This is a genomic window from Longimicrobiales bacterium (assembly GCA_035764935.1).
Taxonomy (GTDB): Bacteria; Gemmatimonadota; Gemmatimonadetes; order Longimicrobiales; family RSA9; genus DASTYK01.
The window spans coordinates 1-26026 of the sequence record DASTYK010000093.1; the positions used below are offsets into that span (position 1 = coordinate 1).

General features: G+C 68.7%; 21 protein-coding genes and 2 tRNA genes. 7 read left to right on the plus strand and 16 right to left on the minus strand.

What is annotated here, in order from left to right; all coding sequences use genetic code 11:
• Nucleotides 1-51 precede the first annotated feature (51 nt).
• Nucleotides 52-125, minus strand: a tRNA-Val gene (locus tag VFU06_07485).
• A 235-nt stretch (nucleotides 126-360) separates the two neighbouring features.
• Nucleotides 361-433: transfer RNA gene (locus tag VFU06_07490), tRNA-Glu, on the minus strand.
• A 231-nt stretch (nucleotides 434-664) separates the two neighbouring features.
• On the opposite strand from VFU06_07490, the gene VFU06_07495 reads away from it, so the two are divergent.
• Complete coding sequence (locus tag VFU06_07495) at nucleotides 665-3232, plus strand: M6 family metalloprotease domain-containing protein (protein HEU5209237.1); 2568 nt, start codon at nucleotides 665-667, stop codon at nucleotides 3230-3232.
• A gap of 27 nt (nucleotides 3233-3259) precedes the next feature.
• Here the strand turns inward: VFU06_07495 and VFU06_07500 are convergent, their stop codons facing one another.
• From VFU06_07500 to VFU06_07550, 11 genes are all read right to left on the minus strand, one after another.
• The gene (locus tag VFU06_07500; GenBank protein ID HEU5209238.1) at nucleotides 3260-3772 is read right to left on the minus strand and encodes a ferritin-like domain-containing protein; all 513 of its coding nucleotides are present in this window, start codon (nucleotides 3770-3772) and stop codon (nucleotides 3260-3262) included.
• A gap of 328 nt (nucleotides 3773-4100) precedes the next feature.
• On the minus strand, nucleotides 4101-5027 hold the full coding sequence (locus tag VFU06_07505; protein ID HEU5209239.1) for a hypothetical protein: 927 nt from the start codon (nucleotides 5025-5027) through the stop codon (nucleotides 4101-4103).
• Between the two features lie 95 nt (nucleotides 5028-5122).
• Entirely contained in the window at nucleotides 5123-5947 is an 825-nt protein-coding gene (locus VFU06_07510; GenBank protein HEU5209240.1) for a DUF3108 domain-containing protein, read from the minus strand.
• Nucleotides 5948-5962: 15 nt separating this feature from the next.
• Nucleotides 5963-7474, minus strand: coding sequence for a glycosyltransferase (locus VFU06_07515; GenBank protein HEU5209241.1), 1512 nt, complete (start codon nucleotides 7472-7474; stop codon nucleotides 5963-5965).
• A gap of 123 nt (nucleotides 7475-7597) precedes the next feature.
• Entirely contained in the window at nucleotides 7598-8518 is a 921-nt protein-coding gene (locus VFU06_07520) for a hypothetical protein (protein HEU5209242.1), read from the minus strand.
• Nucleotides 8515-9573: a glycosyltransferase gene (locus VFU06_07525; protein HEU5209243.1), complete on the minus strand. Its 1059-nt coding sequence runs from the start codon at nucleotides 9571-9573 to the stop codon at nucleotides 8515-8517. The genes VFU06_07520 and VFU06_07525 overlap by 4 nt, the downstream gene beginning before the upstream one ends.
• Nucleotides 9573-11435 carry an ABC transporter ATP-binding protein gene (locus tag VFU06_07530; GenBank protein HEU5209244.1) on the minus strand — a complete coding sequence of 621 codons (1863 nt, stop codon included), beginning with the start codon at nucleotides 11433-11435 and terminating at the stop codon, nucleotides 9573-9575. The genes VFU06_07525 and VFU06_07530 overlap by 1 nt, the downstream gene beginning before the upstream one ends.
• A 9-nt stretch (nucleotides 11436-11444) precedes the next feature.
• Nucleotides 11445-12521 carry a glycosyltransferase family 9 protein gene (locus VFU06_07535; GenBank protein HEU5209245.1) on the minus strand — a complete coding sequence of 359 codons (1077 nt, stop codon included), beginning with the start codon at nucleotides 12519-12521 and terminating at the stop codon, nucleotides 11445-11447.
• Between the two features lie 8 nt (nucleotides 12522-12529).
• On the minus strand, nucleotides 12530-13282 hold the full coding sequence (locus VFU06_07540; GenBank protein HEU5209246.1) for a lipopolysaccharide kinase InaA family protein: 753 nt from the start codon (nucleotides 13280-13282) through the stop codon (nucleotides 12530-12532).
• A complete protein-coding gene (locus VFU06_07545; GenBank protein ID HEU5209247.1) occupies nucleotides 13282-13692 on the minus strand; it encodes a hypothetical protein in 411 nt (136 codons plus the stop codon). Before VFU06_07545 ends, VFU06_07540 begins: the two co-directional genes overlap by 1 nt.
• Before the next feature lie 139 nt (nucleotides 13693-13831).
• On the minus strand, nucleotides 13832-14542 hold the full coding sequence (locus VFU06_07550; GenBank protein HEU5209248.1) for a hypothetical protein: 711 nt from the start codon (nucleotides 14540-14542) through the stop codon (nucleotides 13832-13834).
• A gap of 105 nt (nucleotides 14543-14647) precedes the next feature.
• Between VFU06_07550 and VFU06_07555 the strand changes: the two genes are divergently transcribed.
• On the plus strand, nucleotides 14648-16240 hold the full coding sequence (locus VFU06_07555) for a glycerol-3-phosphate dehydrogenase/oxidase (protein ID HEU5209249.1): 1593 nt from the start codon (nucleotides 14648-14650) through the stop codon (nucleotides 16238-16240).
• A gap of 6 nt (nucleotides 16241-16246) precedes the next feature.
• Here VFU06_07555 and VFU06_07560 read toward each other — a convergent pair whose 3' ends face one another.
• Nucleotides 16247-16693 (minus strand): M23 family metallopeptidase, encoded by a 447-nt coding sequence (locus tag VFU06_07560; GenBank protein ID HEU5209250.1) that lies wholly within the window; start codon nucleotides 16691-16693, stop codon nucleotides 16247-16249.
• Nucleotides 16690-18666, minus strand: a complete 1977-nt coding sequence (locus tag VFU06_07565; protein HEU5209251.1) for a M1 family metallopeptidase — start codon at nucleotides 18664-18666, stop codon at nucleotides 16690-16692. The genes VFU06_07560 and VFU06_07565 overlap by 4 nt, the downstream gene beginning before the upstream one ends.
• 89 nt (nucleotides 18667-18755) lie before the next feature.
• On the opposite strand from VFU06_07565, the gene VFU06_07570 reads away from it, so the two are divergent.
• Nucleotides 18756-19712, plus strand: coding sequence for a DUF72 domain-containing protein (locus tag VFU06_07570; GenBank protein HEU5209252.1), 957 nt, complete (start codon nucleotides 18756-18758; stop codon nucleotides 19710-19712).
• Here the strand turns inward: VFU06_07570 and VFU06_07575 are convergent.
• Entirely contained in the window at nucleotides 19709-19900 is a 192-nt protein-coding gene (locus VFU06_07575) for a hypothetical protein (protein ID HEU5209253.1), read from the minus strand. The genes VFU06_07570 and VFU06_07575 overlap by 4 nt on opposite strands.
• A 169-nt stretch (nucleotides 19901-20069) precedes the next feature.
• Here VFU06_07575 and VFU06_07580 point away from each other — a divergent pair, with 169 nt between their 5' ends.
• From VFU06_07580 to cyoE, 4 genes are all read left to right on the plus strand, one after another.
• A complete protein-coding gene (locus VFU06_07580; protein ID HEU5209254.1) occupies nucleotides 20070-21761 on the plus strand; it encodes an NAD(P)H-dependent oxidoreductase subunit E in 1692 nt (563 codons plus the stop codon).
• Nucleotides 21758-22519 carry a 2Fe-2S iron-sulfur cluster-binding protein gene (locus VFU06_07585; protein ID HEU5209255.1) on the plus strand — a complete coding sequence of 254 codons (762 nt, stop codon included), beginning with the start codon at nucleotides 21758-21760 and terminating at the stop codon, nucleotides 22517-22519. Before VFU06_07580 ends, VFU06_07585 begins: the two co-directional genes overlap by 4 nt.
• Before the next feature lie 30 nt (nucleotides 22520-22549).
• Entirely contained in the window at nucleotides 22550-24721 is a 2172-nt protein-coding gene (fdhF, locus tag VFU06_07590) for a formate dehydrogenase subunit alpha (protein HEU5209256.1), read from the plus strand.
• A 116-nt stretch (nucleotides 24722-24837) separates the two neighbouring features.
• The gene (gene cyoE, locus VFU06_07595) at nucleotides 24838-25785 is read left to right on the plus strand and encodes a heme o synthase (GenBank protein HEU5209257.1); all 948 of its coding nucleotides are present in this window, start codon (nucleotides 24838-24840) and stop codon (nucleotides 25783-25785) included.
• The last annotated feature ends 241 nt before the right edge of the window (nucleotides 25786-26026 follow it).

Genomic DNA, 26026 nt, shown 5'->3' on the forward strand with positions numbered 1-26026 from the left:
ATGCACGAATCCCCACAGCGGCTGACCGTTGTGGGGATTCCGTTTACCTCATGGTCGCAGTAGGACTCGAACCTACGACCTCACGGATGTGAACCGTGCGCTCTAACCAACTGAGCTATGCGACCTCGACTGACTGTGCCCTGCGGTTCCAGCGACCAACGCACCAGTACTGTCCCAACCTGCGAAGTCGCCGAAGGCAACTGAGCTATGCGACCTCACCAACCTGTGCCCTGCGGTTCCGGCGACCAACGCACCAGTACTGTCCCAACCTGCGAAGTCGCCGAAGGCAACTGAGCTATGCGACCTCGACTGACTGTGCCCTGCGGTGCCAGCGACCAACGCGCCGTCCCTGCGTACCCATACCCCCACGGGGAATCGAACCCCGGTTTTCTGGCTGAGAACCAGATGTCCTAGGCCACTAGACGATGGGGGCGTGTCGGCGCGTGCTGCCGCCGAGCCTTCAAATATAGGAAACGCGATACTGCGGTCAAGCCCGGCTCACAGCGGCAGTTACACGATCCGGCCCTTGCTCTGGGCAGTGAATTGGCCAATACTTGTACATAGCGGCCATGGCCGCGCCCACGAGCAGGCGATGAGTCCGGCCCAGCCGGGTTTTCTCTTCGATATCCAGACATTCTGACCAGCGGTGTACGCGGATGCCCGCGTGCGCCGGTTCGCGAAGGAGCGAGCCATTCGACCGCGTCCCGTTCGGGCGGGCTGCAGGCTGCGTCATCTCCTGGCGTTTGCGGCAGTTCTGCCTTTCGCCCTCACTGCGAGCGCGCATGCGCAGCGCAGCCAGCCGGCTCCGTGGAGCGACATCAAGCCGCCCGCGGAGATCGCGGGCCTTGCGGACGCACGCCCGGCCGCCCCGCTCGAGTTCAGCCGTGCCTGGCTGCGACGGACGGAGAGCGTGCGCATCCGGCGCGCCAAGCTCCTGGCCGCCGGCGAGCTGGACGGTCTCGCACCCGATTCGGCTGCTGCCCTTTCGGCTGCGGTGACCGGCACGCTGCGGGTGCCCGTCATCCCCGTTCGCTACCTCGATGTCCCGCAGCCCTTCCCGCACACGGTGCTTGCGGAGCGCCTGTTCGGCCCGAGCAGCGGCGACACGGTGAGCTACAGCGACTACTGGCGCGAAGTCTCCGGCGGGCTGCTGGAGGTCACCGGCATCGTCGCTCCCTGGGTCAAGCTGAGCGGCACGGCGTCGAGCTATCTCTCCCGCAGCATGTACGGGTGGGGCAGCTTCGGACGCATCGGCGACCTGCGTACCGAGGCGTTGACGATTGCCGATTCGATGCTCGATTTCGGCGAGTTCGACAACGACGGCCCCGACGGGATTCCGAACTCCGGCGACGATGACGGCTACGTCGACTTCGTCGCGTTCCTGTACGCCACCGAGTGCAAGGGTGACGGCCGCGCCGGCGGCATCTGGCCGCACCGTGCGGCGATGGAGCCGTTCACCACGCGTGACCGCACTCCGTCCGGCGAGCGGATCCGGATCGCCGACTACGTGATCCTGCCGGCGCACCAGCCGGGCAGCTGCCAGCCGCTGCACATTGGCGTGCTCGCGCACGAGACGGCACACGCGCTCGGCCTGCCTGACCTGTATGACTACGACGGCTCCTCGCAGGGCATTGGCGCCTGGGGGCTCATGGGCACCGGTGCGCACGCTGCGCCCTTCTCACCGGCGCACCCGGGTGCGTGGGCCAAGGAGCAGCTCGGCTGGGTTCGTGTCGACTGGTTGAAGCCGGGCGAGTCGCTGGCGCTGGATCCGGTCGTCGACGCCCGTGTCGTGAAGCGGTACGACCACGGTGACGGCAGCTACCTGCTGTTCGAGAACCGCCAGCGGAAGGGTTCCGATCGCTTCATCCCCGGCCACGGGCTGCTCGCCTGGCGTATCGATCCCGAGCGTGCCGAGATCGGCGCCTGGAACGTCGATGAGCGACGCGCAGCCGTGCGCATCGTGCCTGCGGATGCATCGATCACGCTGGTCGGCGGCCTGGGTGGCTCACAGAGCGACACGTACCCCGGTGCCTCCGAGCGCAGCGCCTTCATTGCTCCGGTCCGTGGCGGTTTCGCGATCTCCGCCATCGTCGAAGACGACGCTGGTGTGATCACGGCCAAGGTGGCGGTCGGCTACGCGGCGCCCACGGTTCTTCTCTCGCAGCAAGGCGTGCGCATCACGGCGCGGGCCGGAAGCGTTCCGATCACGCAGCGGGTCGGTGTGAGCACGGAAGGCGGCGACGTCGAGTGGCATGCACGCACACGCGCCCGCTGGCTGCGCGTGAGTGAGCAGGACAGCGAGATCGAGTTGCGCGCCGACCCGTCCGGCCTGAAGCCCGGCCTGTATGGCGACACCGTCTACATCCGCGACGGCGAGCGTCGACAGCTCGCTGCACTTCCGGTGAGCATGTACGTGGCGAGCACCGGGATCGGGCAGACGGTCGCGACCGAGCTGCCCTGGAGCTGGGGGCTGGCTGTCGGCACGGGCAGAATCCTGCAGGCGAGTTACGGCTGGGATCCGCTCGGTATGCGCCCGCGCCCCCGCATGCTCACGCTGCGTGAGGGCGACACACACCCATCCACGCTCGTGCGCCTGCCCGCCGACGCGCTCTACGCACCCGTCATGCACGCCGATGGCAGCGCGCACGTGCTCGCACGCGCGCGCGGCCGCAACATGCTCTATCGCATCTCGTCGAACGGCGATGCAGAGCTGGTCGTCGAGGATGTCGGTGGGGACCCCGCGTACGGCCTGACGGAGCTGCCGGACGGTGATCTGCTCGTAGCCGAATGGAGCGGCCGGCTGCTGCGCGTGAATCTCGCGACACGACAGGTCACGACGTATACCGAGCTGCCCGCACGCATCTATCAGATCGCGAGCGACGGCACCGGCATCGTGTACGCCGCGAGCTACGACGGCAACCTGCTGCGCATCGAGCCGGACGGCGAGTACTCCGTGATTCCGACGGGATTCGGTATCGGCAGGTTCGTCGCTCTCACGGCGACGCCGGACGGAACGGTGTTCGTCGCGGAGCGCGGCGGCAGCGGGCGCATCCTGCGCATCGACCAGCGCGGGCAGCAGCACCTGGTGTTCCGCCGGCCGGGCGCGGAGTTCTATGGACTCGCGCTCGCCCGCGACCACTTCGTCTATGCGCTCGACCTGGCCGCTCGCGAGCTGCTGCGCTTTCCGCTCGATGCGGGGATCAACACGCCGGCGCTTGCGGCAGGAAACTGATCGTCTCCTGCCGCAGCGCGCGTGTGCCTACTTCTTCTTCTCGCCTTCCAGCTCGCGCAGGAACCCCTCGAACAGACGCAGGTGCGCCTCCTCGTCGCCGAGGATCGCGATGACCATGTCCTGCGTGACGTAGTCGAGCTCCTCGCAGAACTCGATAATGCGGCTGTAATGATTGATCGCGCCCTTCTCCGCCTCGATCACACCCCTGATCACATGCACGATATCAGTCTGCACGGTGGGCGGCTGAAGGAACTCCTGTGACGCCTTGAACTCCAGCGAGCCCGGCACCACACCCCACAGCTCCTTGATGCGCTTCGCAAACTGCTGCGCGTGCCCCAGCTCCTCCTGGATGTCCTCCTCGAGCGCTTCGATCACTTCCTGCGCACGCAGACCATCCGGATTGACGGAGTTCGCGATGTAGCTCATCACGGTCTCCATCTCCATCCAGTACGCCTGCTTCAACAGCTCGATGAGCTCCTCACGCCGGCTGCTGTTCTCCTCCGACAGCACGCCCCGATCGAGCCTGGGAATCCTGGCCATTGTATCCACCTCCACACCGATGTGTCAGAATGACTTTTCGCGGGTTCTGCGGGGTGTGGAGGATGCGATTTCCGGGCCGCTGGGGCCGGGCTTTTTCTACCACGGAGAGCACCGAGGACACTAGAAGCGACGAAGAAGGCAGAATGGGTCGATCCGATCACCGCACGAGTCGAATTGCCGGTCGATTCAGAAGTGCATCCAGCGGGTGTCCCATAGCGGCCACAAATCAGGAACGGAATCCGACGCTGCCGCGAACCCGACGAACCACGTCGAATCCTCAGTGGCAGTTCTCTGCGCCCTCAGTGTGCTCTGTGGTAGAAAAAAACGCTCAGCCGAGCCGCTCGACCACCGCCCACGCCAGGAGCGGCACCATGATCTCGTGGTGCCCCGTGATCTGGTAGCCGACGCCGCCACCACTCCTGGTGGGACGTTCCACCACGTTCACGCGCGGCCGGTAGTGACGCATCATGTCGAAGTCGGCCGCTGCAAACTTGCGCGGTGCGCCATCGTGCACGTTGCGGCTCATGGTGAGCGCCTTGAGGAACACCTCGGGCATGATGACGGCCGAGCCGAGGTTGAGCACCGCGCCGCCTTCGATCGCGGGCAGGTACTCCGCGAGTCGACGGAAGTCACGCATGCTGGTCGCACCGATCGCGGCGCCGTCCGCGGCTGGGTGCTGGTGGATGATCTCGGCACCGAGCGCCGCATGGACCGTCACCCCCACCCCCAGTCGGCGCGCGGCGAGGAGGAGGGAATAGTCAGGAGCTTCCAGAGGTGCCTGCTCCAGCGCAATCGCGAGCGACTCGCCCAGCCCTCGGTTCTCCGCATGGCCGCGCACGATCGCGTCGTTCATCTCGCGGCCGGTCTCCTCGACCATGCCGAACGTGCCGTCGGCGAGTCCTGCCTCGACGTCCTCGCTGGTCGCGCCGAAACGCGCGACCTCGTAGTCGTGGATCACTGCCGAGCCGTTGCAGGCGAGGTGCGTGACCGCGCCCCGCTGCATGAGGTCGATCAGCACCGGCGCGAGGCCGGTCTTGATCACGTGACCGCCGAACATGCACAGCACGCCGCGACCGTTGCGTGCGGCGTCTGCCACGGCATCCGCCACGGCGAGCAGGCTGCGGGACTGCAGGATGTCGGGGAGTGAGTCGATGAACGCGCCGAAGCTGCGCGTCTCGCCCGGCGGCTGCGCAAACTCGGCGGCGCGCACCTTGTTGGCGCGCGCCGCGAGTGGGACCGTCCGGATCCGTGTCACGTCGATTTCAGCGAGAGCGGCCGCGACCGGATCGTCAGCGTGTTCCGACTCCGGCCGGACGCTGTCGGCGGCGTCAGTTGCTGCCCGGCGCTCCGTCAATGGCCGGCCAGTGCGGCAGATGCCGTTGCCGTCGACGCCTGCAGCGGTGCGCCCGGCGTGTACTCCTCGAGCAGCAGGTCCAGCGACTTCAGGATCTTCACCTTGGACTTCAGCATCACGAGCACGCGATTGCTGTCGTTCGTGAAGTACACCTCCGCCTGGCCACCCTCACTGAACAGACCCTTGGAGCGGATGATCGGCTGCACCACGATCGTCTCGAACGTGCCGGCCGGCACCTTCACGGTCTCCGTGCGCAGCACCTTCAGCCGGACCGGGTTGCCGTCGTCCTGGAAGTAGCGGTTGAACCGGTACTCCTTGCCCACCTCGAGCGGCAGCGTCCGCACGAAGAAGAGGAAAGACAGGTCGTCGAGCGGCATGTCGGTCGGCAGCTCGCCCGTCTCGCCGTTGGACATCTCCCAGCGCATCTCCTCCGGGAAAAAGTCGAACGTGCGCTTCCGCTTGTAGTTCACCTCGTGCTGGTCCTGGTGGAACCGGCGCGAGATCAGCTCGTCCGTGTCGAACCACGACTCGTACTTCGTGTCGACCTTCGCGAACAGCACACCACCCTTCAGGTGCATCTGCAGGTGGTACGTCTCCTCGCCCCGCACCGTGTCCAGCTTGCCGACTGCGAGCCGCCCCTCACCCACGTCGCCGAACAGCCCGAGCTTGACCTGGTACGTCGCCTGCTCGCCCGGACCGAACGGCACCGCGGACGCAGCCGGCAGCGGCTCCAGCGCAGCGACGTCGCGCGCCGACTGTGCGTCGGCGCCACCCGCCAGTGCGACCAGTGCCACAACTCCAAAGGTTGCGATCCGCTTCATGGCTCCCGTCCCGCCTCAATGAGTTCCGTTGGGCTCGCCGCCCACGGCCGCAGGTTCTGCCGCGCCGCCGGCTCCGGCCGGTTCCGATCCCTCGGCCGTCGCCTCGCCCTGGGCCTCTGCGCCGCTCTTCCGACGCCGGCCGCGACCGCCCCTGCGGCCTCCGCGCCGGCGTCGCTTCTTCGGCGCGCCCGTCCCGCCATCATCGGCGGAACCGTTTGTTATACCCTGACTTACAGCGTCAGTGCCCCCCTCGGCCTCCGGCTGAGCAGCGCTCCCGGCACCCGCCTCGACAGCATCTCCACCCGCATTCTGCTCCGGCGATTGCGCCCCCTGGCGCTGACTGGCCGGCTTGCGACGGCGGCGACGGCGCTTCTTCTTCGGCGCCTCTGCGCCCGCCTCCGCCGACGAGGTGCCTTCACTACCCTGTGCTGCTGCGGCAGGTGCCGCGACTTCGGCATCCTGCGCGACGTCTTCTGGCGAGGCGCCCCGCTTCGCCTGTCGAGGCGCCGAACCCGGGCCGGAATCCGTCACGCCGCCGCGCTTGCGCCGGCGCGACGTGGCGGAGGCTCCGGTGCTGCGTGGCGACGTCGTACGCTGCTCTGTGTCCGGGCGCTCACGCTTGCGCTCGCCACCTCGCTCGGTGCGGGCGGTACCGGGGCGCGTGCTGCTGCGGCCGCGGCCGTTCCGGCGCCGGGGCTCAGGTGCGCTGCTCGCCGCCTCGGAGCGGCGCGCCCGCTCGACCTCGAGCGGTCGCGGTGGCGGCACGGTCTCGGGCGCCAGTGCAGCGAGCGGGATCGTCTGTTCCGGCTGTCTGCCGCGCGTGAAGCTGCGCAGTGCCCTGGTGCGCTCCCAGGTCGTCGTGCGGGTCGGCCGCTGACGCCGGTCGGGACGGTGCACCAGGTCGATGCACTCGACGCGCCGGGCGTGCGGCGCGGTCACGCGCAGCAGCTCGGCATCCGCTGCCTGACCGTCCCACGTCAGGAGCCGGTTCTCGCCCGCTTCCTCCAGGGCCCGCGTGATGACCGAGACGCGATAGGCGCGGAAGCCGGAGAGCGGATCGCCGGCGTTCTCGGGCCACTGGATGCGTCGCAGCATGGCCTGCTGCCAGCGCAGCAGCCAGCGCTCGAGCAGCTCCGGGCGACGGTCGCTGGCGCGCGTGCCGCCGACGATGTCCGCACCCTGCTCGATGCGCTTGACCAGCGGAACGATGTCTTCCGGCTCGTCGGTGAAGTCGGCCTGCAGCGTGACGATCGTGTCGCGCTTCGGGTAGGGTGACCGTGCGGCGGCCTCGCGCAGCAGCAGCTCCAGCGATGCTGCGTATCCGCGGCGCTCGCGCGTGCGCAGCAACGTCAGCGGCAGCACGCGGGCGTAGGGGGCAAGGACTTCGGCGGTACGGTCGGTCGAGGCGTCGTCGGCGACGAGGATCTGGTAATCGCGGGGAAACTCGGTCAGGACCTGGCGGATCTTCCAGAGTACCACGCCTACGGTCTGCTCCTCGTTGTGCGCCGGGATGCAGAGGTAAATCAAATGTTTTCCGGGATCTGATTCGCAATTGTGCGCGGCGCGCGCGCTCGACCGCCGTCATGGCGGGAGCGGCCGCAGCACCGGCGCAGCCAGCGTCGCAAAGATAAGCGGGGCAACGCCCCCAACCTATACCTGTGAGGCTGGCGGCGGTTCCTGCCCTGGCCGCGGGCGGGTCTTCCACCGCCGGTGGTGCCAGAGGTACTGCCCGGGAGTGCGACGCACCGCGGCCTCGAGCCGGGCAGTGAAGTCAGCCGTGATGCGGTAAACGACCTCGTCGACGTCGCCCTCGGGGTCATACTCGATCTGCTCCAGTTCCACCCGCCAGCGGCCGTCCTCGACGCGCAGCGGCACGGCCAGGAAGAACAACGCCCGCGCCCGGAGCGCGAGCAGGGCCGGCCCGCGGTGGGTGGAGGCTGGATGGCCGAAGAAGGGCACGAAGATGCCGTTCCGCCCCGCGTTCTGGTCGGCGCCGAACACCAGGATCTCGCCGCGCCGCAGGGCGCGCAGCCCCAGTCGGGGCGCCTGCCGCCGCTCGATCACCCGTATCCCCAGACGTCGCCGGGCGTCGACCAGGTACTCGTCGAACAGCGGATTCGTCTGTCGCTGCGCGACGAGGTTCACCGGATAGCCGCGCGCGGCCATGGTCGCGGTGCCGATCTCCCAGTTGCCGAAGTGGCCGCCGACCACGACCGTGCCACCCTCGCTCGCGCGCACCATGCGGCCGATCCGCTCGTAGTCCACGACCTCGGTACTTGCGATCAGCTCGTCGGGCGACATGCGCGACAGCTGCATCATCGCGATCATCTCGCGACCGAGGTGCGCATACGACTGCGCTGCGATCTCGCGCCGCCACGCTTCGGTCTGCTCGGGAAACGCGCGTGCGAGGTTCTGGCGGACGTGGTCGGCACGGATCCGGAACGGCCGGTGCCCCAGCGACGCGACCCCGGCGCCGACGGAGCGCGCGACAGCAGGCGGCAGAGCATTCAACGCACCGAGCGCCGTGCGGAACGCCCCGTACTCGAGCCGGTGCTTGAGGCGCGGCTTCATCGTCCGGCCAGCACCTCGTGATAGACACGCAGTGTCGATTCCACGAGCCGCTCGATGCGGAAGTCGCGCACGCGCTGGTTCTGCAGCCCGATCACACGCTTGCGGAGTGCGGGATCGTCGCGAATGCGCACGATGTGCTCTGCGGCGGCGTCCGCATCGTCGGGCGGGAAGAGCGAGACGCCGGTGAGATCGTGGATCGGGCGCAGGATCTCCGCGGGGCCGGCACTGTCCGCGGCAATGACCGGGACGCCGCGTGCCATCGCGTCCAGCACGCTCGTGCCGAGCGCCTCGTCGACGGACGGGAAGATGAATGCATCCAGCTCCTGCAGGTAGCGGCGTGCGTCGGGCAGACGACCCGGCAGTCGCACGGTCGGCCCCACACCATGCGCCTTGATCGCCGCCAGGATCGCCGGCCGCTCCGACCCCTCACCGATGATGACCCAGTGCAGGTTGCGCAGCCGTGCGGCAATGCGCGGGATGAGCACCTGGTGCTTCACCGGCAGCAGCGGGCCGACATTGCCCACGACGAACGCGTCCGGCGCGATCAGCAGCCGTTCGCGCAGCGTGGGCGATGCCGGTGGCAGGCCGATCACCTCGTCGACGTCGATCGCCGATGGAATGACGCGGATCCGCTCGGGCCGCACGCCCACGGTTCGCAGCCGGTGCGCGACCGCATCGGAGACGGCGATCACGCGCTGCGGGCGTCGCCAGGGGCGCGGCCCGGTACGCGACATGGTCCGGCGCGTCGCGACGAGAGGCCGCCTGCGCAGGCGTGCAGGGATGATCGATGCGCGCAGCGCCAGCGCATCGTGGGCGTGCACGATGTCGAAGTCCCTGGCACGCGCATAGATGTGGCGACCGAACTCCACCGGACTCGTCATCGACACCGCTTCCGCGGGCAGTGACTCACTGCGGAGCCTGCGGTCCAGCTCGCTGCCCGCCCTGCAGATGCAGAGCTGCTCGACGCCCTGTGCAGCCAGCCGCTCCACCAGGAGACGGACCTGGTTCTGCCCGCCACCCCAGTCGTGCGCCGTGTCCACGTGCAGAACGCGCATCAGGGCACTCCCGCCGGTGCCTCGTCGTCACGGAACTGAAGCCGGTGCAGGTGCGCATACAGCCCGCCCTCTGCCAGCAGCTCGTCGTGCGTGCCGCGCTGCACAATCTGCCCCTCCCGCATCACCAGGATCTGGTCGGCATGCCGCACGGTGGACAGACGGTGCGCAATCACGAACACGGTGCGCCCTTCGAGAAGCTGCTCGATGGCCTGCTGCACGAGCCGCTCCGATTCGGAATCGAGTGCGGACGTCGCCTCGTCCAGGATCAGGATCGGCGGATCACGCAGGATCGCACGCGCGATCGCGATCCGCTGCCGCTGGCCCCCGGAAAGGCGTGTGCCACGCTCCCCGAGAATCGTTTCGTAGCCCTCGGGCAGCTGCATGATGAAGTCGTGCGCGTTGGCGGCGCGCGCGGCCGCCTCGACCTGCTCCTGTGTCGAGTCTGTCAGGGCATAGGCGATGTTGGCGCGCACCGTGTCGTGGAACAGGAAGCTCTCCTGCGTCACGATGCCGAGCCGCTCGCGGAAGGAGCGGATGCCGTAGTCGCGCAGATCGACGCCGTCGATCGTGATCACGCCCTCCGTCGGATCGTAGAAGCGCGCAACGAGATCGACGAGCGTGGTCTTGCCCGCACCGCTCGGCCCGACGAGTGCAACGACCTGGCCCGCCTTCGCTTCGAAGCTGATGTCGCGCAGCACCATGTCGCTGCCGGCGTACGAGAAGCCGACATCGTCGAAACGCACCGAATCGCGCACACCGGTGAACGGCCGCGCATCGGCAGCGTCCGTCATCTCGACCGGCGTGTCCAGGAACTCGAAGACGCGTTCCGTCCCGACGACACCCGGCCCGACCAGCGACGGGAACTTCGACAGCCACTTGGCCGGCTGGTACATCTTCATCGAGAGCGCGAGAAAGCCGATGAACGTGGCGGCATCGATGGCGCCCTCGATCAGCACCATACGCGCACCGTACCAGAGCAGCAGCACCGTGCCGATAGCGCCGATCATCTCGGAGAGCGGGCTCGCGAGGGCGCGCACCCGCTCGTTGCGTACGTGCGCCTTGAAGTAGCGCTGTGTCAGGTCGCGGAACCGCTCGGCCTCGTAATGCTCCGCCGCTGCCGCCTTGACCTGGCGCACACCGCCTGTCGTTTCCTGCAGGTGTGCGGTTACCTCCCCCGCCAGGTTCAGCACCGTCCGGTCGCCGCGCTTGAGCCGCCGCAGCAGGCGCCCCCAGACACCGAACAGCAGCGGCAGCACGACCAGCGCGATCAGTGTGAGGCGAACCGAGATCAGCAGCAGCGAGCCCACCAGGATGATCACCTGGAAGGTGGACGTCAGCAGCTTGAACAGGTTCCGCGTCAGCAGCAGCCTGAGCTGATCGACGTCGCTGATCAGCCGCGACACGATCTGGCCGCCGCGTGTGCGGCCGAAAAAGCGCAGGTCGAGGCCGATCAGGTGGCGGTACACGGCATTGCGCATGTCGCGCACGATCGACTGCTCCAGCCGCACCACGATGTACGTCTGCAGGAAGTCGAATACGTTCTTGAGCCCGAAGATCGCCAGGATGAACAGGTTCACGCGCAGGAGCATGTCGCTGCGCGAAAGGCCGGTGTGCACGACCTGGCCGATCGTGTTCTCCAGCAGCCAGCCGATCTCCGCCCCGATCTCGCTGTAGTCGACCGCCTGGTCCGGCTCGAACAGCGTGCGCAGGAACGGGATCAGCATCACGAAGCTGAACGCGTCCAGCGCCGCGAAGGCGAGCGTGGCGAAGAACCCGGCAACGACCAGCGGCATGTGCGGCCGCAGGTACCCGAGCAGGCGCCGGTACAGCCGCAGGTCCGCGGCGGCGGAGGTGGTCGACATGGCCGCTGACTACCCCGCTGAGCCGCGCTGGTGCGGTACGTACCGCGCGAGGGCGAGCGCCGCCTTCTCGAGCACGTCCTCGACGCTCACCCGCTGCATCCCGTCCGGCCGGTACTCCATCGTCGGCTCGTACGCCTCGCCGGGATGGCGCGCATAGCCGTCCACGACCAGGTCCTCGAACATGCGGTAGGGGCCGTAGCGCTTCGGGTTCGTGTAGCCGTAGAGCCCGACCACCGGGCGCTCGAGCGCCCGCGCGATGTGCAGCGGTCCCGTGTCCGGACTGATGACCAGGTCCGAACCATCGAGCAGCCACATCATCCGGCCCACGTCGTCGCCCAGTGCATCCACGACCGGGGAGCGCACCAGCTCGCCGATCCCGGCGGCGGCTTCCCGCTCGATCGGGCTCGGTCCACCCACGAGCACGCAGCGCATGCCGTGATCGTGCGTCAGTGCGTCGATCACCTGCGCGTACCGCTCCGGCAGCCAGTTCTTCTGCGGCTTGCTGGTACCGACGACGAGTGCGCACACGGGCTGGTCGATGCCGGCGAAGAAATCCTGCTGTGCCGAGCGCTCCTGTGCGCTGAACGCGATGTTCCAGTCGGCGGGATGCGGCTCGACACCGATGTACTCGAGAAACTCGAAATACGCATCCTGCACGTGGCCGAGCGGGCGCGGCGGAACGCGGTGCGTCGTGAACAGCCAGTTCAGGTCGCGCGCGCGCCTGCGGTCGAAGCCGACCTTCACATCGGACGGCATCATGCCCGTGATCAGGCCGGCCTTCATGTAGACCTGCAGGTTGAGCACGAGATCGAACCGACGTCCCGCGAGCGCACTGCGCAGCTCCGCGTACGAGCGCCACGCATCCGCGCCCCGGCGACGGCGGAACAGGATGAATTCGTCGACACCCGGATGATGCATGGCCAGGCGGTGCGGCACGGGCTGGATGACCCAGGTGATGCGGGTGTCCGGCCAGGCGCGCTTCAATGCGGTCACCACCGGCAGCACGTGCACCGCATCACCGAGCGCGGAGAGCATGACGATCGCGATCTCGCGGGGCGGCGCGTCCAGGCGCAGGCGCTCAGCCATTTCCGCCCTCACCCATGGAGCGCTTCCCCGAACGCGATCAGCTCCATGCGGCCCACGGCCTGGCCGAATTTCGCCTCCAGCTTCTCGCGCGATCGGTTCATCCGTCGCTGCATCGCGACGCGACGCCCCGCCGTCATGTCACCACCCAGGCGGGCCCGGTCCAGGTCGATCATCCACGCGCGTGGCGATTCCGGATCACCGGCAATCAGGATGTTGCCAAGATTCAGGTCGGGGTGCAGCAACCCCGCGTTGAACGTGCGCCGCAGCAGGGCACCGGCGGCACGCCACGCGGCCACACGATGCCCGGGCGGCGCCCGATGCTCGCCGAACGTCAATGTCGCGAGGTCGACCGAATCCGGGATGTATTCCGTGACGATGTCCGCGCGGTAGAACATGCCGTCCGGGTAGACCGCGAAGGCGACGACCGCCGGCGTCTCGATGTTGTGCTGACGCAGGCCGTGGCTCACGCGCAGCTCCGCGTACGGGCGCGGCTCGCCGCTGCGCAGGTACCTGTCGCCGAGCAGGCGGGCGACGGCACCGCCCCGAAATGCGTGGCGCACCACCCAGGCACCGGTCTCCAGCGGGACGACCCGCGTTTCACCTCGTCCGTGCAGTGCCCGCACGCCGGGCTGGTTTGCCGCCCACTCGTACAGCGTACCGTGCTCGATCATTGCGTGGCGCGCGCGCTCGAAGGCGTCCGCCCGCGCTACCAGTGCAGCACCACCGACATCCAGCTCACGGTATCCGGCCGGAAGTTGCATCAGCTCCGGCGGCGGTAGTGCCCGATGATGAGCGGCGGATCGACCTCGGCATCGAAGTGCAGCCGGTTCGCGCCGTCCACGACCACGGTCTTCTGCCGCAGGCGAGTCTTCGGGTAATTGTTGCCCGGCTCGTTCTCGACCAGCAGCGCCTCGTTCGGCTGCAGGCTGCCGGCGAGCTCCTGGAGCTGCGACTCGAGCTGCGCCAGCAGCGACTCCTCCGCTTCGTTCTGGACGTCGCCGGCCGCCGTCGCCGCCAGCCGGTGCTCACCGACCCGCTCGTGCGCCTCCAGCCACTCGTCCGCGCTGTCCTCCAGTGCCGAGCCGCGCAGGAAGCTGATCTCCGTCATGGCCCGCGCATCGAAGTTGGGCTTCACTTCATGGAGCCGGCTGCCGAATCGCCTGAGTATCATGCGTCTCCGTATCGTGCGGCCGCGCCCGGCGCGGCCGTTCCAGTGATCGCCGGCGCGACTCCCCTGGGAGGCGGACCGGAATGCTTGCGCTGTCGGAAGATAGGCCGGATGGGGTGCGGCTGACAGCCGCCACCGCGGCTCAGAGAATGATCGTGTAGCGGAACCACTCGGCCACCGCCCGGCCACCCTTCTTCGCCGGCTCGAACACCCACTGCGCCGCCCGCTCGCGCAGCTTGCTGTCGAAGCCGCGATCGCCCGTGCTCGGCAGCACGCGCGTGGAATCGTCGACCACCCGCCCCCGGTCCGTCACGAACACCCACACGTCTACCTCCCGGCCCCGCACCTTCTTCGGCGGGTTGCTGGGCGGCATGATCAGGCCGCGAGGCGACGGGGGAACGACGCGGAACAGCCCCTCGGCTGCGGTGCCACCGTCGCCGGCCCCGGTGCCGCCCGTCACGCCAGGCGTCGGGGCCGTGCCACTGCCGCCCGAAACGTCCAGCGTGACCGGACCGATCCGGCCGTCCGGCTGCTCGACCACGGCGGGCTCGACCTCCTCCGGTTCGACGCGCTCCTCGGCAGGCATCGGCAGCGGCACTGGCGGACGGGGGATCGGCTGCGGCGCCTCCGGCAGACTGATGCGCACGGCGACGGCCTGCATCCCGCCACCCGCCGCCGCGTTCGGATCGCCCGCACGGGGCCCGGCCGCGGAAAACGGAGAGGGCGGCTCGATGAGGCCGGCGCGGAAAAGCAGGAAAAGGCCCAGGTGCACGCCGGCCGACGCGAGCATGGCCATCCACCATGCCCGCCGCCAGCGGCGATCCAGCTCCGGGTTCCTGCGTTGCGCGTCCATTCCTAACAAGTACCGCTCGCGGCTTCCAAGGTTCGGGAGTGTCGAATCCGCAGCACGCGCCGCCAGCCCTTTCCCCGCCCGGGCGGGCGCCGCACCTTGCGCACCATGGTTTACGACCTGGTCATCGTCGGCGGCGGCATCAACGGCGCCGGCACTGCGCGTGATGCCGCGCTGCGCGGCATGTCGGTCGCCCTGTTCGAGCGCGAGGACTGGGGCGCCGGCACCACGGGCAGCTCTACGCGGATGGTGCACGGCGGGATGCGTTACCTGCTGTACGACATACCGACGACACGGCTCTCGTCCGAGGATGCGGGACGGATCCGCGGGATCGCGCCTCACGTGACCTGGCGGATCCCGTTCCTCTGGCCGCTCTTCCCCGGCAGCCGCTTCATGCGCGAGGCGACCGAGGCGTTCCTCTCCGCGTATGATCCCATGGCCAGGCGGAAGGGTGGCCTGCAGCACGCCCGCCTGTCCCGCGACGATGCCCTGGCCCTGGAGCCGGGCCTGGCCGGTGAGGTCGAGGGTGCACTCACGCTCGATGAATGGGGCTGCGACGTCTACCGCCTGGCCGCGCTCAACGCGCTGGACGCGAAGGAGGCCGGGGCGGACCTGTTCCCGCACACCGAGGTCGTCGACGTCCTATTCTCCGGCCGCGAGCTCCGCGGCGTGCGCGCCCGCGACCGCATCTCCGGTCGCGAATGGGACGTGGAAGGCCGCCTGGTCGTGAACGCCGGCGGCCCCTGGGCCGGACGCGTTGCCTCACTGGCCGGCGCGACCTGCTCGCTCCGGCCGGGCAAGGGCATCCATGTGACGTTCGAGCGGCGGATCGGCAACTACGGGCTGATCCTGGAAGGGCGCGACGGCCGCACGATGTTCCTCGTGCCGCACGGCGCCGAGACGATCGTGGGCACCACCGACGACGACTACTACGGCGACCCTGCCCGCGTCTCGCTCGACATCAGCCGCGACGAGGTCGAGTACGTGATCGAGGCCGCCGCGTACGCACTGCCACAGGCCCGCCAGTGGCGACCGATCCGCGCGTGGGCAGGCGTGCGCAACACGCTGTTCGAATGGGGTGTCGGCGAGGACGCACTGTCCCGCCGCCATGAGATCCTCGACCACGAGGAACGGGACAACGTGCCCGGGCTGATCTCCATCGTCGGCGGCAAGCTCGCATCCTACCGGATCCAGGCCGAGGAGACGGTCGATCTCGCACTGAAGAAGATCCCGCGCCCCGCTGCGGCATGTCAGACCGGCACACGCCCGCTGCCGGGCGCAGAAACGCAGCCGGACTTCACGGTGCTGGCCCGCGACATCCCGCTGCCGCCCGCCGCTCTCGAGCGCATCTGGCGGCGTCACGGCTCCCGCGTCCGTGACATCTTCCGCGGCGCGGGACCCGACGAGCTCGCGCCGATCTGCCGGAGTGAAGCCGTTACGCCCGCGGAAATACGCTATGTCATCGAGGTCGAGGGCTGCAGGACGCTCGCCGACCTGTTCCGCCATGCCCACGTGGGTGCGGGCTCGTGCGACGGCGCCGACTGCGCCGCGCCGGCTGCACTGCTCATGAGCGAGCTGCTCGAGTGGACGCCGGAGCGCACGCGCGCCGAGCTGGACACGTTCCGGGATGAGCGATGGGGCGAGCGACGACCCGTGCTGCGCGGTGCGACGATCGCCGCGGAAGAGGTTATGCGCGGCTGAGCCGGTCTAGCGCCGCGGAAACGCGCCGAGCATCAGGACCGGATCCACGCTGCGACCATCGATCCACACCTCGAAGTGCAGGTGCGCGCCGCTGGCGTTGCCGCTGCGGCCGACACGCCCCACGACATCGCCGCGATTCACGAGCTGGTCCGCACGCACGGCAATCGACGACAGGTGCGCGTACACCGTGACGATGCCCGTGTTGTGTCGCAGGAACACGACGTTGCCGTAGCCGGCCATCGCACCCGCATACGATACCCGCCCCTGGCTCATCGCTCGTACATCGCTGCCTTCGGGTGCCGCAATGTCGACGCCCTCGTGGATGTCGGGGCGCCAGCCGAGGAAGCGCAGGCCATAGGGCGAGGTCATTGTCCCGCCCACGGGCCACTGCGGCAGCGCACAGCCACCGATCGTGAGCACCAGCACGGCAACGGCAGCACGCAACAGCTTCACTGTGCTCCCGCAGCCCACACGTTGTTCCCGCGCTGCACGTCCGCGAACCACTGTTCCGGATCGATCTCGACCCGCACGACCTGCCCATCCACGCGCAGCACCTGGCGCGTCTTCCCCTCCAGCCACGGTTCCACCGGAAGCGTGTGCTCGACGACGGCGCCGTCTGCCAGCGTGACGTGCAGGATCACCGGCATCGGCGCTTCGCCGCGGTCCTCGACGACGATCTCCGCGCCGGTCGAATCCTGTCGTACCTGCAGAATCGCCTGGTCGAGTGTTGCAGTCTCGAAGAACCACGGGTGCCAGAACCAGTCGAGGTCGCGACCTGCGGCCGCTTCCATCGTCGCGAAGAAGTCCCACGGTGTCGGATGCTTCAGCAGCCAGCGCTGCGCGTACATCTGCAATCCCTGCTGCACCTGCTGCTCGCCGACCACTCCGGCGAGCGCGCGCAGCATCGTGCCGGGCTTGGTGTACGCCGCGACGCCGTACTGGGGTCCGATGCCGAACAGGTCCGGCGCGCGCATGATCTCGCCCTCGCTGTCGCTGCCGGCAATGCGCAGGTATGAGCGCTGCGAGGCGAGTGCGGGCTCGAGCCCCGGGAAGATGTCGGGCACCGAGAGGTCCTCGATGTAGGTGACCAGCCCCTCGTCCTGCCAGGCGTAGCGGCTCTCGTTGGACCCGACCATCATCGGGTACCACTGGTGCGCGACTTCGTGCGAAATCACGGAGTACAGCGCCACGGAATCCGAGGGCGAGCCGATGAAGACGAGCATCGGGTACTCCATCCCGCCAATCGGTCCTTCCGCGGACGTGATCTTCGGGTAGATGTACGGATGCCAGTGCTCGGCATGGAAGCTCACGGCGTGGCGCGTGTAGCGCGCGCCCTCCCGCCAGGCGGGGAAGTCAGGGCGATACAGCGCATTGACGAGCACCGTGTCAGGGCGCCCGTCGCCGTGTGCGTCCGGCAGGATCGCGCGAGTGGCATCCCACACGTACCGATTCGACGTCGCGAACGCGAAGTCGCGCACATTGCCTGCGACGAACCGCCACTCGAGCTGCCCGCCGGGCGCGCGCTCCGTCGCCGCGCCCTCCTCGACATCGTTCTCCGTGACCACCTGCACCACGGAATCCTGTGCGAGCGCACGCGCCACCCGGGCGCGCACAGTGCCGGGCAGCACCTCGTCCGCGTTCTGCAGCACGCCCGTCGCATCCACGAGCCAGCCCTCGGGCAGCGTCAGAGTGACGTCGAAGTCCGCGTACTCGAGGTAGAACTCGCCGTTGGTCCAGTACGGGATGGAGTGCCATCCGTTCACGTCGTCGTAGACCGCGACCTGCGGGTACCACTGCGCGACGACGAATGCTTCGTTGTCCGCGTGGCCGGTGCGTGGCGCGCCGCGTGGCGGCACGAGCTGGCTCCACGCGATCTGCACGGTGGTGCTGCCGCCGGGTGGCAGCGCTCCCGGCAGCGCGAGCCGCATCTGCGTGCCGTCCACTGCATACGTGAGCGGGCCGGTCAGCACCGGCCCCTCGCGCGCCGGCCTGCCTTCCACCACGACGCGCTCCAGCCTGGTGCCACCCGTCATCGGGACGCGCCGCACCCGCTGCACACCAGGAGCAAATGCGTTCTGGTACAGCATGAAGCGCAGCTCGCGCAGCGTGTCGGGTGAGTTGTTGTGGTAGACGATCGTTTCCGCACCGCTCAGCCGCGCGCTCGCGGGATCCAGCTCCGCCTCGATCCGGTACTCGATCCGCTGCTGCCAGTAGCGCGGACCCGGCAGCCCTTCTTCCGTGCGCGTGCCGCGCTCGATGGCAGCACGGAACGCGTTCGTGTACGGGACCGGCCGCACGGCGTGCCGTGGCCGCAGCGGCTGCGTGTCCGCCGGAACCGGCGCGGTTGCGACGGGCGGTGCCGGCGCCGAGGTTGCGCATCCGCCGGCAAACGCCAGCAGTCCGGCAATCAGAGCCCGCTTCATCATCGAACCTCCGCGCCCACGGCGCGCATGAACAGGAGACGCATGACGCAGCGAACCTGCACCGCAACGCCCGTCGCGCGCAACGGCAGCCCGTGAGCACAGGGGGGCAGTTCGACCTGTTCGGCGGGCCCACCGGAGTGCAGAGCACAGCGGCAGCTGCCACGCATGCGGCACTGCGGGCGCGCGTGCCACCGCGTATCCGGCTCGGCACATCGTCGTGGTCGTTTCCGGGCTGGGCCGGCATCGTCTACGACCGTCCGCACTCCGAGCAGACGCTCGCACGGGACGGACTCGCCGCCTACGCCCGCCATCCCCTCCTGCGTGCAGTATCCATCGACCGCACGTACTACGCGCCGATCGATGCGCACACGTTCGCGGCGTACGCCGACGCTGTCCCCGAAGATTTCCGCTTCCTCGTCAAGGCCGACCGGCTGCTCACCGACCCCGACGCAGAGTCGACCACCGGCGTGCGCTTCCTGGATCCCGAGCATGCGGCGCTCGCGGTGGTGCAGCCCGCAGCGACCGGGCTCGGCAGCAGGCTCGGTGCAATCGTCTTCCAGTTCTCGCCACGCACCGCTGCACGCCACGGCGGACCCGCTCGCTTCGCGTCCATGCTGCACGAGTTCCTGGAGGCACTCCCGCGGGGACCCGTCTACGCCGTGGAACTGCGCACCCCCGCACTCATGACGGCTGCGTATGCCCGGACGCTCGAAGCGACCGGTGCAGCACACTGCTACACGGTGCACTCCAGCATGCTGCCACTGCATGCGCAGCTCGACCGTATTCCCGCTCCTGCGAATCCGATGCTGGTCGTCCGATGGATGCTGCGCGAAGGGCTGGACTACGAAGGTGCGCGTGCGAGCTACGCCCCGTTCAATCGGCTCGTCGCGGAAGACCCCGCCACCCGGAACGAGATCGCGCGCGTCAGCCTGGACTGCGCGCGCGATGAACGTGACGTCATCATCTGTATCAACAACAAGGCAGAGGGATCCGCTCCGCTCTCCGCGATACGCCTCGCGGAGGCAATCGCACAAACTGGCCGGAGCTAGGCCGCGGTCGGAGCCGCCACTCCGCGGGCCGCACCCGCGCACGCCGGACAGTACGGCTGCCCGCCGGTCACTGCGACTTTCCCCGAGTCCAGCACCCAGATCGCTTCGTGCTCGCGGATCCAGTCGCCGCACGAGCCGGCACACGGGTACTCGACGACACCACACACGGAGATTCTGGCGTAACTCACAGGCCTATCCCTCCTCGTTGCCGGCCCGGTACCGCCCGGTTCCCGTCAGCCGACGCTGCCCTCCGTCAACGCAATCGCCTTGCCATTGTTTCTGTAAACGCTTGCGGCGCCCCGCCCCTGCGACCAACTTGCGGGAGGATCCCTCAACGCCCTCCGCAGGACGCGCTCGATGTCGACTGGCAAGAGAAAGCGCGGCGGCGCCTTTGCCCGGGCGGACCTGCGTCCGGCTCCCAAGGGCCGTGCGATCGATGCGGCCGCACTGGCCCGGGTGCAGGCACTTCTGGGCGATCGTCCGCGGCGGCCCGATCTCCTGATCGAATACCTCCACCTGTTGCAGGATCACAACGGTCACCTGCCGGTCGCGCAGCTCAATGCACTCGCGTTCGAGCTGCGCCTGACGCCGGCAGAGGTCCACGAGGTCGCGACCTTCTACCACCACTTCGACGTGGTGAAGGAGGGCGACGTCGCACCCCCGCCCATCACGGTCCGCGTCTGCGACTCCATCGCGTGTCACCTCGCCGGGAGCGACGCTCTGCTCGATGCGCTTCGTGCCTCGCTCGGGGCGGGCGTCCGCGTGCTGGCCGCACCGTGCGTCGGCCGCTGTGATGGCGCACCCGTAGCCGTCGTCGGCCGCAACCCGGTCGACCATGCGAGTGCGGCGTCGGTCGCGGAGGTCGTGCGCCGTGGCGAGACCGAGCCGACTCTGCCGGCATACCCGGACTATGCAGCGTATCGCGCGGGCGGCGGATACCAGTTCCTCGCCGCGTGTGTGAACGGCGATCGCACGATCGACGACGTGATCGCGGAGGTGGAAGCGAGCGGCCTGCGCGGACTCGGCGGCGCAGGCTTCCCGGTTTCACGCAAGTGGCAGTTCGTGCGCGCCGCGCCGGCGCCGCGCTGCGTCGCCATCAACGCGGACGAGGGCGAGCCCGGCACGTTCAAGGACCGGTTCTGCCTCGAGTCCGATCCGCACCGGGTGCTCGAAGGTGCGCTCCTCGCCTCGTGGGTGGTGGATGCGGGTGCACTGGTGATCTACCTGCGGGACGAGTATGCGGCGGCGCGCAGCATCCTCGAACGTGAGATCGCGGCGCTCACCGCGGATCCGCCGTGCACCCTGCCGCCGATCTATCTGCGACGCGGCGCGGGCGCATACATCTGCGGCGAGGAGACGTCGCTGATCGAGTCGACGGAGGGGAAGCGTGGCGAGCCGCGGCTGCGGCCGCCGTTTCCGGCCCAGGCCGGCATCTTCGGCTGGGCGACGCTGGTGCAGAACGTCGAGACGGCGTACTGGCTGCGCACCGTCCTGGAAGGTGGAGCGGAAGCCTTTCGCGACAGGGGACAGCGCGGCCGCAGCGGCCAGCGCTACTTCAGTGTGAGCGGTCGCGTGCGACGTCCCGGCGTCTACCTTGCCGGCAACGGCGTCAGTGTGCGTGAGCTGATCGAGCTCGCCGGCGGCATGCCCGACGGCCACGAGCTGTATGCGTTCCTGCCCGGTGGTGCCTCGGGCGGCATCCTGCCCGCATCGCTGGGCGACGAACCGCTCGACTTCGACGTGCTCGCGCGGTACGGCTGCTTCATCGGCTCGGCGGCGGTCGTCATCCTGTCGCAGCACGACAGCGTCAGGGACGCGGCGCACAACCTGATGGAGTTCTTCGCACACGAGTCGTGCGGCAAGTGCACGCCGTGCCGCGTCGGCACAGCGAAGTCGGAGCTGCTGATGCGCGAACAAAGCTGGAACCTCCCCGTGCTGCAGGACCTCGCGCAGGTGATGAGCGACGCATCGATCTGCGGCCTCGGCCAGGCCGCGCCGAATCCGTTCCGCAGTGTGCTGCGCTTCTTTCCGCAGGAGCTTGACTCATGAGCGGCCTGGATGGCGCAACGCCGAATGCACCGATCGCTCCGGGTGTGAACCCGCTCGGCCCGCAGGGCGCCGAGACATCCGTCGCCCTGCTGGAGGCACGGCTCGGCTTCGGCCGCCATGCGCCGACCGGTGAACCGGTGCGCTTCTCGCTGAACGGCCGGGAGATCGAGGCACGCCCGGACGAAACGATCCTGCAGGCCGCCGAGCGGCATGGCGTCTCGATCCCGCACCTCTGCTACATGGAAGGCATGCGTCCGGACGGCAACTGCCGTGCGTGCATGGTCGAGATCGACGGCGAACGCGTCCTGGCCGCGTCGTGCAGCCGCAGGCCCGTGGCCGGGATGACGGTACGTACGGACAGCGAGCGTGCACTGCACTCGCAGCGGCTGGTGCTGGAGCTGCTCGTAAATGATGCGCCGCAGCCGCCCGGACTGGAAACGGAGCTCGGCTACTGGGCCACGCGGCTCGGTGTGAGCGCCGGCCGCTTTCCGATGCGGGCCCAGCCCGCGCCGGATCTCTCGCATCCTGGTATCCAGGTGCACCTGGAGTCGTGCATCCAGTGCACGCGCTGCGTGCGTGCGTGCCGCGAGGTGCAGGTGAACGACGTGATCGGGTACGCGAATCGCGGCAATGCCGCAAAGATCGTCTTCGACTTCGATGATCCGATGGGTGAGTCGACGTGCGTCGGCTGTGGCGAATGCGTGCAGGCGTGCCCGACGGGTGCGCTGCTGCCGTCGCTGTCACTGCTGGCAGGCTAGCCAGACTCACCTGCTGCCGGAGGTCGTGCCATGATCCTGCGCACACTGAACGACACGCCTGCGCGCCAGGTCGAATCGCTCTGCCCGTACTGCGGCGTCGGCTGTCAGACGACGTACAACATCAGCGACAACCGCATCATCAGCGTCGAGGGCCGCGACGGTCCCGCGAACCGGGGGCGCCTGTGCGTGAAGGGGCGCTTCGGCTTCGATTACGTCCACAGCCCGCAGCGGCTGCGCACGCCGCTGATCCGCCGCGAGGACGTTCCCAAGGATCCGGACCGCCTCGTCGATCCGGCCGATCCGCTCAGCGCGTTTCGCGAGGCGACGTGGGAGGAGGCGCTGGAGCGGGCCGCCGATGGGCTGCGTCGCATCCGTGACGAGCACGGTGGCCGTGCCCTGGCCGGGTTCGGCTCTGCCAAGGGCAGCAACGAGGAAGCGTACCTGTTCCAGAAGCTGGTGCGCACGGGATTCGGCACCAACAACGTCGATCACTGCACCCGACTGTGTCACGCCTCCTCCGTTGCCGCGCTCATGGAGAACCTGAACAGCGGCGCGGTGTCGAACCCGGTGAGCGACGTGCAGTACGCGGACGTGATGTTCGTGATCGGCTCGAACCCGACCGTGAACCATCCGGTCGCAGCGACGTTCATGAAGAACGCGATCGAGCGGGGCACGCGGCTGATCATCGCCGACCCGCGGCGCACCGAGATGGCACGGCTCGCCACACACGTGCTGCAGTTCCGGCCGAGTGCGGACGTCGCGCTGTTGAACGCGATGATGCACGTGATCATCGAGGACGACCTGATCGATCGCGAGTTCATCGAGCGGCGCACGCGCGGCTTCGATGAGCTGCGCAGGACGGTCAGGGCGTATGCACCCGAAACGGTCGAGCCGCTCACGGGAGTGCCGGCCGCCGAGGTCCGGGCGGCCGCGCGGCTCTACGCCTCGTCGCGGCAGTCCATGATCTTCTGGGGGATGGGCATCTCGCAGCACGTGCACGGCACGGACAACGCGCGCTGCCTGATCTCGCTCGCGCTGATGACGGGCAACATCGGACGGCGCGGTACGGGGCTGCATCCGCTGCGCGGGCAGAACAACGTCCAGGGCGCGAGCGACATGGGGCTGATTCCCATGGTCTATCCCGACTACCGCTCCGTCGAGGACCCGCAGACGCGCGCGTACTTCGAGAAGCTCTGGGGAGCCGCGCTCGACCCGGACAAGGGACTCACGGTCGTCGAGATCATGAACGCCGCGAAGCGGAAGCAGATCCGCGGCATGTACATCATGGGCGAGAACCCGGCAATGTCGGATCCCGACGTGCAGCACGCCCGCGAGGCGATCGCGGCACTCGACTGGCTCGTCGTGCAGGACATCTTCCTCACCGAGACCGCGAGCTTCGCGGACGTGGTACTGCCGGCCAGCGCGTTCCCCGAGAAGACTGGCACGTACACGAACACCGATCGGCGCGTGCAGCTCGGCCGCACCGCGCTGGACATGCCCGCGGGAGTACGCCAGGACCTCGAGCTGATCCAGGAGCTCGCGCGCCGACTGGGCCTCGACTGGAGCTACACCGGCCCGGCCGACGTCTGGAGCGAGATCCGGCAGGCCGTGCCGAGCTGTGCCGGCATCACCTGGGAGCGGCTCGAGCGCGAGCACGGCGTCGTCTATCCCTGCCGCAACGAAGGGGATCCTGGCGACGAGGTCATTTTCACCGATGCATTCCCGACGCAGGACGGCCGCGCCACCTTCGCGCCCGCCGAGTTCACGCAGGGCGACGAGCCGCCGGACGAGGAGTACCCGACCGTCCTGATCACCGGGCGACTGCTCGAGCACTGGCATACTGGTGCGATGACACGCCGCGCCGGCGTGCTCGACGCGATCGAGCCGGTCGCGCACGTCAGCATGAACCCGGCCGACATGGAGCGCCTCGGCGTCCGGCCGGGTGACCAGGTCTCCGTGGCATCGCGGCGCGGCGAGCTGACCGCGCAGGCGCGGCGTGACGACGGAGTGCCGGCCGGCGCCGTCTTCATCCCGTTCTGCTATGTCGAGGCCGCGGCGAACCTGCTCACCAACCCCGCCCTCGACCCGTTCGGCAAGATTCCGGAGTTCAAGTTCTGTGGCGTGCGCGTGCAGAAAGCGGCGGCCGCCGAACGCCGCGACCCACCACACGCCGAGCTTTACACCCCCGCGCATCCCGGTTAGCTTCGAGGGATTCTGCCGATCCCTGCCTGCTCATCAGAGTCGTTGTGACAGAACGGGTTTCGGCTGCCGGCACGCTGTGGCTCGACACGCGTGCCGGCGTGCTCAGGAGGTGAAGGTTGATCCGAGCCGATGCGCCGCCCCGGGCGCAGGCCAGCCGTGTAGTCGACACGTCCGCACCCGCGCACCGGAACGTCGCGCCGCTGCGTGCCGCATTCAGCGCGTTCTATGAGCTGACAAAGCCGGGCATCACCCGCATGGTCGTCATGACGACGGCCGCCGGGTTCTTCCTTGCGACGACGGGCGCGTTCCCGCTCATCGCGTTCCTGCACACGCTCTTCGGCACCGCACTGTCCGCGGCCGGCTCACTGGCACTGAACCAGTACGCCGAGCGCGAGATCGACCGCAGCATGGGCCGTACGTGCGGCCGACCGCTGCCCTCGGGCCGCATGGCCCCCGCGACCGCCGCGTCCTTCGGCTTGCTGCTCTCCGCCGTCGGACTGCTCTACCTGACCCTGCTCGTCAATGCGCTCACGATGCTGCTCGTCGCGACCAGCATCATCACGTATGTCGTCGTGTATACGCCGCTCAAGCGTTTCTCCTGGACCGCGACGCCCGTCGGCGCGATCCCCGGGGCGCTCCCGATCCTGGCCGGCTGGACCGCGGCCCGCGGCTCCATCGGCACCGGCGGACTCGCCCTCTTCGCGATCCTGTTCCTCTGGCAGATGCCGCACTTCTACGCACTCGCGTGGATGTACCGCGACGATTACCGCCGCGCCGGCTTCCGCCTGCTGACCGTCGATGACGTCAACGGCGACCGCACGGTCCGCCAGATCCTCGGCTTCACCATCGCGATGGTGCTCGCCAGCGCCCTGCCGACCGTGGTCGGACTGAGCAGCCTGCTCTACCTGGTCGGTGCCCTGGCGCTCGGCATCGCGTTCTACGTCGTCGCGCACCGCTTCGCGCGTGACCGCACCGATCGCAACGCGCTCCGGCTGTTCCTGGCGTCCGTCACGTATCTGCCTGCCATGCTCGTGCTGCTGGTGGTCGATCGGCTGTTCTTTTAGGCTCGGGAACGGATTTTTTCACCGCCGAGGCGCTGAGGGCGCTGAGGTTCTGCGTGACACGCCGCCGTCCGCCCTGTAAGCACCCGTATTAATAATTTCGCTTCGCGGACGACGAACGTTGATCCTGCTTCGTCACCTGCGCGTTGTGAAAAACAACTACAACAAGTGATGCTTCCATGCCGGGAAACGGCGGCACGCGACGACGCGCCGTGACCACCGTGTCCGCTGTGACCTCTGTGTG